The sequence below is a fragment of the Alloscardovia macacae genome (assembly GCF_002259705.1).
GTDB lineage: Bacteria > Actinomycetota > Actinomycetes > Actinomycetales > Bifidobacteriaceae > Alloscardovia > Alloscardovia macacae.
Genome location: NZ_MWWT01000005.1, coordinates 466,848 through 481,167 on the forward strand (window position 1 = coordinate 466,848; position 14,320 = coordinate 481,167).

The following is a 14,320-nucleotide window of genomic DNA, read 5'->3' on the forward strand; positions in this document are numbered from 1 at the left end:
GAAGCTGAGGAAGAATTGACCTCAAGCCACGCGCGGCCAGAACGAACAGAGAACAGAAGCCTACGCCTCGACGGCAGCAGCCTCTGGAAGCTCAGCGTCCGTATACTGCGCGAAGTCTGCAGCCGAGTTAATCAAACCATGCGAGGCGATGGCCTGATTAATCCACTGAACAGCCGTATCCACAGCCACGCCATTGAGCTGGCTGCCGTCACGGAAGCGGAAGGACACAGCGTTATTATTCATGTCCTCCTCACCCACGATGAGGATGAACGGAACCTTCGACTTCGACGCGTTACGGATCTTCTTACCGAAACGGTCATTCGAAGCATCCACCTCAGTACGCACCATGGACTTGTCGAGCTTCGCCAGCACGGAGTTCACATGATCGAGGCAGTTTTCTGCCACAGGCACGCCGAGCACCTGTACAGGAGCCAGCCATGCTGGGAAAGCACCCGCATAGTGCTCGAGCAGGATAGCGAAGAAGCGCTCGATGGAGCCGAAGAGTGCGCGGTGGATCATCACTGGACGCTGACGCGAGCCGTCCGCCGCGATGTACTCGAGGTCGAAGCGCTCAGGCAGGTTAAAGTCCAGCTGAATGGTGGACACCTGCCAGGTGCGGCCCAGAGCGTCGCGCGCCTGCACGGAGATCTTCGGACCATAGAATGCAGCGCCTGCAGGGTCATCCACGAGCTCGAGGCCAGATTCCTTCGCGACGGATGCCAGCGTGCTTGTGGCCTCTTCCCAAATCTCATCCGAGCCCACGTACTTGTGCTCATCCTTCGTGGACAGCTCCAGGTAGAAGTCATTCAGGCCGAAGTCGCGCAGAAGGTTCAGGACGAAGCTCAGGAGACTCTTAAGCTCATCGCGCATCTGCTCACGCGTGCAGTAGATGTGGGAATCATCCTGAGTAAGGCCGCGCACGCGGGTCAGGCCGTGTACCACGCCAGACTTCTCATAGCGGTACACCGTACCGAATTCGAAGAGGCGCAGTGGCAGCTCGCGGTAGGAGCGCTGGCGGGACTTGAAGATGAGGTTATGCATCGGGCAGTTCATCGGCTTCAGGTAGTAGTCGAAGCCTTCCTTCGTGACGTTCCCGTCCTCGTCACGCTCTTCATCCAGATGCATCGGAGGATACATGCCGTCCTTATACCACTGCAAGTGGCCGGAGGTTTCGTACAGGCCGCCCTTGGTGATGTGTGGAGTCTGCACGAAGGAGTAATCATGCTGCTGGTGCAGCTGAGTGGAGTATTCCTTCATCGCGTTAATGATGGCCGCGCCCTTCGGGTGGAAGACGGCCAGGCCCGAGCCGATCTCGTCTGGGAAGGAGAAGAGGTCCATCTCAGCGCCGAGCTTGCGGTGGTCGCGCTTGGCAGCTTCTTCCAGACGCGTCATGTATGCCTTGAGGTCCTCCTTCGAGGCCCAAGCGGTGCCGTAGATGCGCTGGAGCATAGGATTATGCTCGTTACCACGCCAGTATGCTGCAGCGGCGCGCTGAATCTTAAATGCCTTAATGTAGCGCGTGTTTGGCAGGTGTGGTCCGTGGCACAGGTCCTTCCACACCACGTTTCCGTCGCGGTCCACGTTATCGTAGAAGCTCAGCTCGCCCTGCGAGACTTCGATGGCTTCTTCCGCGCTGATCTGGTCTTCTGCAGCCCCGATGAGTTCGAGCTTATATGGCTGGTCCGCTTCTTCAGCGCGAGCTTCGTCTTCCGTCACCACGCGGCGCACGAAACGCTGGCTTTCCTTGATGATGCGCTGCATGCGCTTTTCTATCTCTTTAAGCTCGTCTGGCGTGAATGGCTCGTCCACGTCGAAGTCGTAGTAGAAGCCGTCTTTAATCACTGGGCCGATGCCGAGTTTCGCGCCTGGGCGCACCTGCTGGACTGCCTGAGCCATGACGTGCGTGGCTGAGTGGCGCATAATGGCCAGACCGTCTTCGCTGTCTAGTGCGATGGATTCGACAGCGTCCCCCTCGTTCAGCGGGGTGTACAGGTCGCGTGGGTTACCGTTAATGCGTACGGCTATGATGTTCTTATCCTCGGCGAAGAGCTCGACGCCCGTTTCGTCCGCGCTGATCTCGCGTGGTTCGCCATTTACAGTGATGTGAAGAGAAGCTGCTGACACAGTTCATTCCTTTTCTCGTGGGTCCGCGTTACAGGTGCAGGCCGCTGGATATGTTCACTGTAAGAGTAGGCGTACGTATGGTCAATTCATCCGCTTCTTCGCGTGTTCATCTTCTGCCGATATGCGAAAACCCAGCTTCGGCTGGGTTTTCGCGATGTGTCGTGGGTGATACAGGATTTGAACCTGTGACCCCTTCCGTGTGAAGGAAGTGCGCTAGCCCCTGCGCCAATCACCCGAGCTATTCAGTTTTCTCTACCCATGCGTGTGGGCGGTACAGGATTTGAACCTGTGACCCCTTCCGTGTCAGGGAAGTGCGCTAGCCCCTGCGCCAACCGCCCGAGGATAGAGAGGTGAGTACGAGAGTCGAACTCGTCTATACGGCTTTGCAGGCCGCTGCCTAACCGCTTGGCTAACTCACCGTAAGAGGTCATTCTCGTCTGACCCGAGCGGACAACGGGACTCGAACCCGCGGTCTCGACCTTGGCAAGGTCGCGCTTTACCAACTAAGCTATGTCCGCATGTTCTCTGCATGTCAGCCAGAAGGCTTTGTGCTGAGCACGAGATATAAATATAGCGAGGTGAGGGCGGTGGCGCAAGTATGGCGTGTCGCTCGCGAAAAATCTCGTAAAATACGCCGAAAATAAGCCGGTGGCGAGAACGCTCCCTTTCGTAGCTGTACTCCCGTAAGCTGGGTGACTATGACAGATAGTGAAGAGTTTATGTATGACGAGGCTCAGCCTCAGCGTCACCGTACCGTGATGCTGGCAGCCTTCGAAGGCTGGAATGATGCTGGACAGGTGGCCACAGGCGCGCTGAATCATCTGGTCAGCATGTATGGGGATACGTCGCAGGAAGTGGGACACATCTGCTGTGGCACCTTCTTCGACTACACGACCACGCGGCCCGTCATGGTGAACGTCCAGGGACGCCGCAAGATTATGTGGCCAGAAATCACCTTCACTGAGATCCAGGTGAATCCGTCTCTCACTCTCCTCGTGGAGATAGGCCCAGAACCGAACTTTAAGTGGACTGAATTCTCTCAGCGCTCTCTGGCTCTGGCCGAAGAGCGCGAGGTAGACGAAGTCATCACTCTCGGATCGATGTTTGCTGACTGTGTGCACACGCGTCCTCTACCTACTTATTTCTCGAATTCTGCGAATAATACGGCAGATGAGAACTCCTATACAGGACCTATAGGCATCCCGAGTGTGCTGAACTTCGCTGCCGTAGATAATGGCTTTACCACACACTCTCTGTGGGTCTCTGTGCCCTCCTATGCGCAGTATATCGATGCGCAGGAGAATCCTCTGGGCATGCTGCGCGTGATAGAAGCGCTCGGCGAGTATCTGGGCGTGGAGCTGAAGACAGGCGCACTTCCCGTGCTTGCTCTCAAGTGGAAGACGCAGGCAGATATGCTCGCTACCGTCCATGAGGACGTGGCCACGTATATTCAGAATGCGGAAAAGTACTACGATGACGAGCAGAAGCGTCAGGCTCTCTCCCCCGATGCCACTCTCCAGCTCATCAGTGAGACCGAGAAGTTCCTGCGCGGATTTAACGGCGAGGACACTGCAGAGGAATAAACGCCTCTCGAGACATGGAAAGGGCTTCCCCGGATGACGGGGAAGCCCCTTTCTGTGAAGAAGAGGATGAATTGACCTCTCGCCTCTTATATGCGACGACCGAGCTGTCCCATCGTCGCCGCACAGAGCATCGACACGCAGATGATAACGGACATCACGCCAGCCGTCGGGTCAGCGAAAACGGACAGAATGAGAGACGGCACTACCCCACTGCCGTACTGGAGCGCGCCGAGCAGAGCTGCAGCCGAACCAGCCATAGACTCAGGAACGCAGTTCAGTGCTGCCGCATTCGAGCAGGCCGCCACGATACCATTCATGCTAAAGACGAAGAACATGGACACCACGATGGCTGCCAGACCCCACACACTCTGACCGCCCACATGCGTCAGGCCTACGATCATGAGCACTACGGAGAAGCCGAACGCCACAGCCGTGGCCACAGCGAGCAAATCTTTCAGAGCGAAACGCAGAACGAGCTGACGGTTCGCTGTACTCATGATCATGACGCCGAGGATATTCACGCCAAACAGTACGGAATACACTTCAGCAGGCACATGGAAGTGGTCTATGTAGATGGTCGAGGATGCGGAAATATAGGCGTAGACACCGAGGTAGAAGAACGTGACGCTGAGCGTATAGATCATAAACGCATGGTTTTTCAGCAGCGTAGCGTACGCGGCGAAGTTCTTTCTCAGCGAGGACGGATTCTCGCACTGGCTACCAGGTTCCCCACGGTGCAGCGTCTCGGGAAGGGCGAAGATGAAGAAGAACAGGATGGTGCCAGCTACAGCCATAAACCAGAAGGACAGGCGCCATGCAGCGCGTGGCTCGAGGCCGAAGACAGGCCCGACAGCGAGCAGTCCTCCGCCGATGAGTGGCCCCACAAGCGGAGCGGCCGCCATAATGAGCATGAGCGTGGTGAGCACGCGTGCAGCGTTTGTCCCATCATAGAGGTCACGCACCATGGCGCGGCTAATCATCGGACCCGTGCAGGCACCGAAGGCCTGAATCATACGCCAGAAGATGGCCGCGTGCATGGATGGAGCCAGTGCGCATCCCACAGCTCCGGCGATGAACAGGAGCGTGCCGATGAACAGCGGCGTTTTGCGGCCGATTTTATCGCTGATAGGCCCCCAGACTAGCTGCGCAAGAGCGAATCCTCCCACGAAGCCGGTGATGGTCATCTCTGCATGTCCGCCGAGATCATGCTGCATGTCCGGCATGGCAGGCAGATACACGTCCGTGGCCAGCGAGGTGAAGGCCATGAACGCACTGAGAATGAGAATAAAAGCGAGAGTGGGCTTTTTGTGTTCTTCTGTAGTCAATTTTCTCTTTCTTCGTGGTCGTCTGATGGAAAACGTATGGCTCCCCTGCGTGAGGAGAGCCATACGTATCGGTGGATTCTGGCTTAGCCGAGAAGTACCATAATAACTGGCACGACGATGACGAACAGTATAGTACTGATGGTCACGACATTTGTGGAGAATTCCACATCTCCATCACCCTGGTTCGCCAGGATAGGCAGGACGGCAAGCGCTGGAGCTGCAGACTGGATAATGAAGGTGTTCGACTCGAGCACTGGCATGCCTGGAGTCAGGAAGCCTGCCACATAGAGAATGCCGAACATGACTGCTGGAGCCAGGATAAAGCGCCCCACGAGGGTGATGATGGTATCACAGTCGAAGCGAATGGTCTTCAGTCCTGCCTTGTGCAGAGTAATACCGATGTAGAGCAGCGACAGAGGGGTCACGAGGTTCCCGATGTAGGTCAGTGTATTCGTGGCGAATGCTGGTACAGGAATACGTGCCACGAGGAAGACCAGTGCGATGAGGAAACCGACCAGTGGTGCCGGAAGTAGCTTCTTCCAGTTAAACTTCGCTGCGGGGCCCGTGCTCTTCTGGCCGCTCGTGCTGTCCGTGGTCATGAGGTAGACGCCCAGAGTCCATGTGGAGATGGTGTTCATGATGTAGTAGACGAGGAAGAATGGCAGAGCATTATTCCCGAAAAGTGCGATGTTCAGCGGCAGACCGATGAAGATGGTGTTCGCGTTCGCGAAGGTGTTTATCATGGTGCCGCGGCGCCCTGGGCGGACCTTAAAAATCCACACAGCGAGGAATGCCAGAATGTAGCTTCCCGCAAAGGCGAGGAAGACGTAGAGCAGCCCGCTGGAGAGGGATACGAGCTTGTCGAGCGTCAGATAACGCAGGACAGACACGAAGATGGAGCATGGAAGCGCCACATTCATAATGAGGCGTGAGAGGTTTGGTGCGAAAGCATCAGCAAACCATCCACGCGCCTGCAGCGCGTATCCGAGAACGATGATCACGATGATAGGAATAATGCTCTGAAGTGAGGTGAGGAATGCGGTCATGGCACCTCCCCCTTTCCTGATGATTCGAGGAGAGTGAAGTGAATACTCTGCTCGGGGGAAAATTGGAAAAATAAAACAGAAATAAAACAAAAATGTAATAAAACGCAGCGCTCAGGCGTGCGAAAACCTGCCTGCACCATACGGCACGTCAGAACGTACGTGTGACGGCGCAGGCAGTACACGAGACTCAGCCTTAGACTCAGCCGCAGCCTCAGGCGTAAAAGCCCGCTGAAGCCTTACTTATATTCTGGATACCACTTAAAGTCGCGGACAGCCTTCGCCATATCCTTCTCTTCAGCGCGGGCGAGGCCCTGCTCCTGAGCCTTCTTCGCCACAGCTTCAGCTACCTTAATGGATACGTCGGCCACGTACTTGAATGGCGGAAGCACAGGCGCTCCCGGCTCACCTGGATTTACGATGCCGCTGAGCGAATGTGCTGCAGCGCCGATCATCTCGTCAGTCAGCAGGGAAGCTTCCGAAGCCAGCATACCGAGACCGAGGCCTGGATAAATGAGCGCGTTATTCGCCTGACCGATGATGTAATCCACGCCCTTATAGCTCACGGTATCCGACGGAATACCAGTGGCCACGAATGCCTTACCATCCGACCAGCGAATGAGGTCCTCCGCGCTCGCTTCAGCCAGCTTCGTCGGATTCGAGATAGGGAAGATAATAGGACGCTCAGTAATCTCGCACATAGCCTCCACGATCTCCTTCGTGAAGGTCTTCGGCTGTGTAGAGGTACCCACGAGGATAGTCGGCTTCACCGCCTTCACTACTTCGAGCAAATCAGTGAGCTTCTCGGCGTTCGGGAAGTCGGAACGCTTCTTCGCGAATGGACGCTGCTGGTCAGTGAGGTCATCCATGTCATCGAAGAGCAGGCCCTGCTTATCGACCATGAAGAAGCGCTTATAGGCGTCCTCTTCCGGCATACCTTCCGACACCATCTCTGCCAGGACGCGAGAAGCGATGCCCGCTCCAGCAGTACCACCGCCGTAGCACAGATACACCTGGTCAGTGAGCTTTTCGCCCGTAATGTCCAGAGCGCCGAAGATGCCGCCGAGGGTGACGATGCCCGTGCCCTGAATGTCATCATTAAAAGTAGGAATCTTCGTCTTATAGGTGTTCAGAATGTTCGCGGCATTTCCACGGCCGAAGTCCTCCCAGTGCAGGTACAGCTTCGGGAAGAGACCTTCGATAGTCTGGACGAACTGCTCGATGAAGTCATAATACTTCTCGCCACGCACGCGCTCGTGGTGGTTACCCAGATAGTTCGGGTCATCCAGCAGGCTCTGACGGTTCGTACCCGCGTCGATGACGATAGGCATGACGCTGGCTGGGTCGATGCCCGCTGCCGCCGTGTACACCATGAGCTTGCCGACGGAGATGTCCACGCCATTCGTGCCCCAGTCTCCGATGCCGAGGATGCCTTCTGCATCCGTAACCACGGCGAGGCGAATCTCGCGGTCTCCTGCTGCATTCTTCAGCGTGGCTTCGATGTTTTCTGGATGGTTAATATCCAGATATGCTGCGTACTGAGGGTCTACGAACAGGTCGCTGTAGTTCTCGATGGTTTCGGCGATGGTCGGATCATAGACGATAGGGTTAAACTCTTCCACGTGCTGACTGAACATGCGGTAGAACAGCGTGCGGTTCGTGTTAAAAATCTCCATGAGGAACAGGCGCTTTTCGAGCATGCTCGTCTTCGTCTCCATCTGGGCGTACGCCTGAGCTGCCTGCTCGTCGATGGTCTGGACGTGTGCCGGCAGCATGCCCGTCAGCCCGAGCTGTGCGCGTTCTTCCTCGGTAAACGCGGTGCCCTTGTTCAGGAACGGATCGTTTAAGATCTCGCGTGCGGTCTTCTGTGTCATTCTTATGCCTCTTTGTTCTTCTTTTTTGTTCTTACTGTTCTTACTGTTCTTTTGTTTTGCGTGCTTAACGGTACGCTCTTTTATGTTTCGCCGGTGCTCGGTTTGTGTTTCGTTTATATTTCTGTGTTACGAGCGCGTGACGAGTAGAATGGTTTTTAGTGGGGTCAATTCTACCGCTAAGGAGGTATATCATGACCACGATGGCACTGCACAGGAAGTCGCGCTCTTACTCGCCTGAGGGCTTCTTTGAAGCCGAAGCGAAAGGGCTGCTGTGGCTGAAGGAAGCAGAGAATGCGGGAGGTCCGCGTGTCGTGAATGTGGACTCGTGGGGAACGGATTATCTGGACATCGAGCGCATTTCGCCAGCCAGTGCCACGCCTGATGCTGCCTATGCCTTCGGCAGAGCTCTGGCACACATGCATGATTTCGGAAGCGGGTCTGTGGTGTATGGTCAGGCGCCAAGCGGGTATGACGGCCAGTGCTACTTCGGCCCTCTGCAAGATCCTGTGGTTATGGACCGTGGCTCGTGGGATGATGCAGCGACGTACTATGCCGAGGGGCGTCTGATTCCTATGGTTTCGCTGGGTATCTCACGGGGACTTTTGACGCGGGCAGATCTGTCTCTGACGGAAGAAGTCTGCGCGGCGCTTCCTGAGCTCATGGGGGCTGCTGCGGCGGATAAGGCTGCTCGAGTGCACGGAGACCTCTGGAGTGGTAACGTGATGTGGACGCGCACAGGAGTGAATGGCGCTTCACTCGAACAGTCCGAAGCTGTACTCATCGACCCTGCTGCGCATGGCGGCCACCGCGAGGAAGACCTGTCCATGCTTTCCCTCTTCGGTATGAGCTTCATGAGTGACATCCTGCGTGGATATCAGAGTGTCCATCCGCTGAAGAAAGGCTTCGAAGAGCGTCGCACACTCTGGCAGCTCTACCCTATCGCTGGACACTGTGTCTTCTTCGGTGGAGGGTATGTGAGCCAGTACCGGTCCATGTGCCGGGATTTGCTCGCGCGGCTGTAGGAGGGGTTTGGGTTTTAGGGGGGGGCGATTTCGTTCCTTCTGGGAGGGGCTTAGCTGAGGCGCTAGGCCCCTTTTTGTGTGCCTGAGGGCTGGTGAGGGCGTTTTGGGCGAGAATGACCATATACGTAGTCACATCCGCCCAAAAGGAGAAGAGATTAAGGCCTACGCGGTCATTTCCGCCCAAAACTTGCTTTGAGTGAGTGACGCATCCCGGGGGTACGCCTTTTTGGGCGCAAATGACCATAGCTATAGTCACTTCCGCCCAAAACCTTCTTCCAGCCTTAGCGCCTTACATCCACGGCATAATATCGCCCTCCTCTGGCGGTGGCTCTTCACGTGGTACATAAGAATGCTTCAAAGTGGAGCTCCACGGCCAGCAGGGAGAGAGCTGTGATGACCGTGACGACGAGGAATCGGCGCGAAGAATCAGGCTTACCGCACATGCTACGGTGAAAAGTCCCTACTCTCCTGCCAGATACCGCGGCGTAAGCCGAAGATGAGGGAGAAAATGCGAAGAATAAGCGAGAATCCAGGCCGAGGAACGCATATGTGCTCCCCGGCCTGAGTACTGTGGATGTCGTGAGTGCGCGTGCGTTTTACGAGAAGGCGTGGCGCAGCTTCTCGAAGAAGCCCTTATTCTGCTTCATGCTCTTCGCGCTCTGCTGAGGTTTGCCCTCGACACGCGCCTCTTTATTCAGTGCTTCGAAGTCGCTCAGGAGCTTCTTTTCCTGGTTACTCAGCTTCTTCGGAATGGTGATGTCGAGGTGCACCACGAGGTTTCCGCGCTCTGTACGGTTCAGACGTGTGACGCCGAGGCCATCCAGGGTGAGCACATCTTCCTGCTGGCTTCCCGCTGGGATGTTAATCTCGCGGTCGCCGTCGAAAGTGCCGATGCTTGTGGAGTGTCCGAGAGCTGCCCACGTCATAGGAATCTTAATCCAGCAGTGGAGGTCATTCCCGTCTCGAGTAAAGACGTCATCCGGGCGCACAGTAATGTCCACGTACAGGTCGCCGGCTGGACCGCCTCCCTCGCCCACTTCACCCTGACCGCTCAGGCGCAGGCGTGTACCATCCTGAATGCCTGCAGGAACAGAGACGGTGATGGTGCGCTGCTTGCGCACGCGACCATGTCCCATGCAGGATGCGCATGGATTCTGGATAATGGTGCCATGGCCTTCGCAGCGCTCGCATGGCTGGGAGGACATCATCTGGCCGAGCATAGTACGCACGACGCGCTGAACGGAGCCGCTTCCGTGGCATTCTGGACAGGTCACTGGCTCAGAGCCATCTGCACTGCCCTTACCTGTACAGGTATCACATACAGCGTAGAGAGTGACGCTCAGGCTTTCTTTTCCACCGAAGACTGTGGTCTTGAGGTCTACCGTCAGGCTCGCCAGGGAGTCGCGTCCTGGCTGGGTGCGTGGCGTAGGCCCCTGACCTGAGCCAAATCCTGCTCCACCGAAGAAGGCGCTAAAGATGTCTCCATAGTCTCCAAATCCTGCGCCCGCTCCAGCTCCTGGTGCACCACCGCCTGGAGCCATAGGGTCTACGCCCTGATCATACATGGCGCGCTTCTGGGAGTCTGAAAGGACTTCGTACGCGGTATTTACTTCTTTAAATTTATCTTCGAACTCAGGGCCTGCCAGATCTGGGTGGTACTTGCGGCTGAGCTTACGATACGCCTTTTTTATCTCGTCATCGCTCGCATCGCGCGCCACACCCAGAGTCTCGTAATAATCTGCCATCGGCTTCCTTTTATTCTCGTTTTGTCTATTTTTCTCCCTCTATTTAAGCACGTGGACTCCACGTCGTGGGGTGGCTTAGCTGGGGATGAACGAAAATTGACACATAAAACGGACAAACCGCTGTGCGAACGAACGCGCGGACGTCTCTCAAAGGTCTCTATGCCTTACTAATATAGGAGATGTAAACGGGTCGCTGAGCGCACTACGTAGAGCGGTCAGCGCCTTTATCTCAAGGAAGGAAAGTTGGTCTACATGTCCGATTTCACATGGACTGAACTTGACGAGCGCGCAGTTAAGCTCGCTAAGGTTCTTTCGGCAGATGCAGTAGAAAAGGCTGGCTCTGGTCACCCAGGTTCGCCTGTTTCTCTGGCACCTATCGCTTACACCCTGTATCAGCACTTCATGAAGCATGATCCTAAGGATCCTCAGTGGGAAGGCCGCGATCGCTTCATCCTTTCCGGCGGTCACGCATCGCTGACGCAGTATGTCCAGCTGTATTTCTCTGGTTATGACCTGACCCTCGACGACCTGAAGAAGTTCCGTACCATGGGTACGCGCACTCCTGGTCACCCAGAGTATGGCCTGACCGAAGGCATCGAGATGACCACGGGTCCTCTGGGCCAGGGTCTGGCTTCCTCCGTCGGCTTCGCTATGGCTCAGCGTTACCAGCGTAACCTCCTGGATCCAGAAGCTCCTGCAGGCACCTCCCCATTCGACCACAAGGTATGGGTCATCTGCGGTGAAGGTGACGTGGAAGAGGGCGTGTCCTCTGAAGCAGCATCTCTGGCAGGCGGACAGAAGCTCGGTAACCTCACGGTTATCTTCGACGCGAACCACATCCAGATCGAGGGTGACACGAACCTGACCTTCTCCGAAGACGTTCTCAAGCGCTTCGAAGCTCAGGGCTGGTACACCGACGAAGTATCCTTCGTTCAGCCAGATGGTTCCTATAAGGAAGACACCGAGGCTCTCGCAGCAGCTCTCCATAAGGCAGAGCAGGTCACTGACCGTCCACACTTCATTAAGGTGAACACTCTCATCGCATGGCCTACCCCAGGTAAGACGAACGACGAGTCCTCCCACGGTTCGAAGCTCGGTGCTGAGGCAGTAGCTGGCCTGAAGAAGGTTCTCGGCTACGACCCAGAAGTGGCCTTCCCTACCGACGAAGAAGCTCTCGCACACGCTCGCGAGGTAGCTGACCGCGGTGCAGAAGCACACAAGGCATGGAACGAAAAGTTCGAAGCTTGGCGTGCAGCAAACCCAGATAAGGCAGCCCTCTTCGACCGTATGGCAGCTGGTGAGCTTCCTGCAGACTTCGACAAGGCTATCGACGAGCTCGAAGCAGGCATCACTGCTGGCGCTTCTGTGGCTACTCGTAAGGCTTCTGGTGCAGCTCTGAATGCTATCGCAGCTGTCATGCCAGAGCTCTGGGGTGGTTCCGCTGACCTCGGTGGTTCGAATAACACCACCATTAAGGGTGCACCTTCCTTCCTCCCAGCAGAATATGCTACGAAGACCTGGCCAAACGTATCTGAAGGCGGCCGCGTGCTGCACTTCGGCGTACGTGAACTCGCCATGGGTGCTATCACGAACGGTATGATCCTCGGATCTCACACCCGTCCATTTAACGGCACCTTCTTCATGTTCTCTGACTACGAGCGCCCAGCTGTGCGCCTCGCAGCTCTGATGAACATTCCTAACCTCTACGTCTGGACCCACGACTCCGTGGCAGTGGGCGAAGATGGTCCTACCCACCAGCCAGTAGAGAACCTCGCTTCCATGCGTGCTATCCCGAACCTCGAGGTCGTACGCCCAGCAGATGAGTTCGAAACTGCTGAAGCATACCGCTACACCTTTAAGCGTGAGTCCACTGCTCCAGTAGCTATGATTCTGACTCGTCAGAACGTTCCTACCCTGGCAGAGACCATCGAGAAGGCTAAGGATGGCGTGAAGCATGGTGCATACGTGCTCGTAGACACCGAGGGTACTCCAGATGTCATCCTCATGGCGTCCGGTTCCGAAGTACAGCACGCTGTAGAAGCAGCAAAGACCCTCGCTGGCGAAGGTGTGAAGGCTCGCGTGGTCTCCGTTCCTTCCATGGAGTGGTTCGAGCAGCAGTCTGCAGAGTATAAGGAATCTGTACTCCCAGCAGCTGTACAGGCTCGCGTCTCCGTAGAAGCTGGCCTGGCACTGTCCTGGTACAAGTACCTCGGCTCTTACGGTAAGGCTGTATCCATCGAGTCCTTCGGCCTTCAGGGCGGTGGCTCGGAGAACATGGTGGCTCTCGGCATTACTGCTGAGCACGTAGCAGAAGAAGCGAAGGCTTCCATCGCTGCAGTAAAGGCTGCTCGCTAGTTTCCGCTAGAATAGAACAGGTGTAAGGGCGGCTGACTGTACAGCCGGCCGCCCTTTTTATCAGTGCGAAAGCTGTAGAGGTTTTCGCGCTACTCCGTACAAAAGGGGAATAAATTATGGCACAGAACGTGCACACTCAGAAGACCAGTGACTCTGGCGTATCCATCTGGCTGGATGACCTGAGCCGTACCCGCATCGAGTCTGGCTCGCTGCAGGACCTCATCGCTCATAAGAACGTAGTAGGCGTCACCACGAACCCATCCATCTTCCAGAAGGCTCTGAGCCAGGTCGGTCCATACGACGCTCAGCTGAAGGAACTCGGTAAGGTAGACGTAGAGACCGCTATCCGCGAGCTCACCACCACCGACGTGCGTAACGCGACGGATATCTTCCGCGAGATCGCAGAAGCTACCGACTTCGTGAACGGCCGCGTGTCCATCGAAGTGGACCCACGCCTCGCACACGACACCGAGAACACTGCGAAGCAGGCAGTGGAGCTGTGGGAAAAGGTGAATCGTCCAAACGCGATGATCAAGATCCCAGCTACCCTCGAAGGTCTCCCAGCTATCACCGCTACCCTCGCTAAGGGTATCTCTGTGAACGTGACCCTCATCTTCTCCATCGAGCGTTACGAGCAGGTTATCGACGCGTACATCGAAGGTATCAAGCAGGCACACGCAAACGGTCACGACCTCACCAAGATCGCTTCCGTAGCATCCTTCTTCGTCTCCCGCGTGGATTCTGCAGTAGACAAGCTCCTCGAAGAGAACGGCTCCGAAGAAGCTAAGGCTCTCGAAGGTAAGGCAGCTGTGGCGAATGCTCGCATCGCTTACGAACTGTTCGAGAACAAGTTCGCAAACGATCCAGCATGGGCTGAGCTCGAGGCAGCAGGTGCTAAGCGCCAGCGTCCACTCTGGGCTTCCACTGGTACGAAGAACCCAGCATACTCCCCATCGAAGTATGTGGATGAACTTGTGGCTGAAGACGTGGTGAACACCATGCCAGAGAAGACCCTCGACGCTCTCGCAGAGCAGGGTGACGGCGCTCCTTCCATCAAGGGCACCTACGAAGAGTCCCACGCTGTGATGAACAAGCTCGCTGAGCTCGGCATCGACATCAAGCAGGTGACTGACAAGCTCGAGGCTGATGGTGTAGCAGCATTCATCAAGTCCTGGGATTCGGTGATCGCTGATGTTCAGGCTGGTATCGACCGCGTGAACGCTGAGTAAGACTGTGCTCTAAAGCGATT

General features: G+C 56.1%; 9 protein-coding genes and 4 tRNA genes. 4 read left to right on the forward strand and 9 right to left on the reverse strand.

Annotation, left to right across the window (positions count from 1 at the left end):
- Window positions 1-60 precede the first annotated feature (60 nt).
- The 5 genes from thrS to ALMA_RS04765 all read right to left on the reverse strand — a co-directional run bounded on the left by thrS (window position 61) and on the right by ALMA_RS04765 (window position 2,642).
- Window positions 61-2,124: a threonine--tRNA ligase gene (thrS, locus tag ALMA_RS04745; protein WP_094726569.1), complete on the reverse strand. Its 2,064-nt coding sequence runs from the start codon at window positions 2,122-2,124 to the stop codon at window positions 61-63.
- A 162-nt stretch (window positions 2,125-2,286) separates the two neighbouring features.
- Window positions 2,287-2,359, reverse strand: a tRNA-Val gene (locus ALMA_RS04750).
- 30 nt (window positions 2,360-2,389) lie between these two features.
- Window positions 2,390-2,462: transfer RNA gene (locus ALMA_RS04755), tRNA-Val, on the reverse strand.
- A 10-nt stretch (window positions 2,463-2,472) separates the two neighbouring features.
- Window positions 2,473-2,543: transfer RNA gene (locus tag ALMA_RS04760), tRNA-Cys, on the reverse strand.
- A 26-nt stretch (window positions 2,544-2,569) separates the two neighbouring features.
- Window positions 2,570-2,642: transfer RNA gene (locus ALMA_RS04765), tRNA-Gly, on the reverse strand.
- A gap of 180 nt (window positions 2,643-2,822) precedes the next feature.
- Here ALMA_RS04765 and ALMA_RS04770 point away from each other — a divergent pair.
- Complete coding sequence (locus ALMA_RS04770) at window positions 2,823-3,707, forward strand: PAC2 family protein (RefSeq protein WP_244568866.1); 885 nt, start codon at window positions 2,823-2,825, stop codon at window positions 3,705-3,707.
- Between the two features lie 86 nt (window positions 3,708-3,793).
- On the opposite strand, the gene ALMA_RS04775 is transcribed toward ALMA_RS04770, so the two are convergent.
- The 3 genes from ALMA_RS04775 to ALMA_RS04785 all read right to left on the reverse strand — a co-directional run bounded on the left by ALMA_RS04775 (window position 3,794) and on the right by ALMA_RS04785 (window position 8,066).
- On the reverse strand, window positions 3,794-5,032 hold the full coding sequence (locus ALMA_RS04775) for a multidrug effflux MFS transporter (protein WP_244568867.1): 1,239 nt from the start codon (window positions 5,030-5,032) through the stop codon (window positions 3,794-3,796).
- Between the two features lie 83 nt (window positions 5,033-5,115).
- The gene (locus ALMA_RS04780) at window positions 5,116-6,078 is read right to left on the reverse strand and encodes an AEC family transporter (RefSeq protein ID WP_094726572.1); all 963 of its coding nucleotides are present in this window, start codon (window positions 6,076-6,078) and stop codon (window positions 5,116-5,118) included.
- A 236-nt stretch (window positions 6,079-6,314) separates the two neighbouring features.
- A complete protein-coding gene (locus ALMA_RS04785; protein WP_338023187.1) occupies window positions 6,315-8,066 on the reverse strand; it encodes a malolactic enzyme in 1,752 nt (583 codons plus the stop codon).
- 83 nt (window positions 8,067-8,149) lie between these two features.
- Here ALMA_RS04785 and ALMA_RS04790 point away from each other — a divergent pair, with 83 nt between their 5' ends.
- Window positions 8,150-8,971, forward strand: a complete 822-nt coding sequence (locus ALMA_RS04790; protein WP_094726658.1) for a fructosamine kinase family protein — start codon at window positions 8,150-8,152, stop codon at window positions 8,969-8,971.
- A 596-nt stretch (window positions 8,972-9,567) separates the two neighbouring features.
- On the opposite strand, the gene dnaJ is transcribed toward ALMA_RS04790, so the two are convergent.
- On the reverse strand, window positions 9,568-10,716 hold the full coding sequence (gene dnaJ / locus ALMA_RS04795) for a molecular chaperone DnaJ (RefSeq protein WP_094726574.1): 1,149 nt from the start codon (window positions 10,714-10,716) through the stop codon (window positions 9,568-9,570).
- Window positions 10,717-10,968: 252 nt separating this feature from the next.
- On the opposite strand from dnaJ, the gene tkt reads away from it, so the two are divergent.
- Window positions 10,969-13,071, forward strand: a complete 2,103-nt coding sequence (tkt, locus tag ALMA_RS04800; protein WP_086105799.1) for a transketolase — start codon at window positions 10,969-10,971, stop codon at window positions 13,069-13,071.
- 116 nt (window positions 13,072-13,187) lie between these two features.
- Window positions 13,188-14,300 carry a transaldolase gene (tal, locus tag ALMA_RS04805; protein ID WP_094726575.1) on the forward strand — a complete coding sequence of 371 codons (1,113 nt, stop codon included), beginning with the start codon at window positions 13,188-13,190 and terminating at the stop codon, window positions 14,298-14,300.
- Window positions 14,301-14,320: the final 20 nt, after the last annotated feature.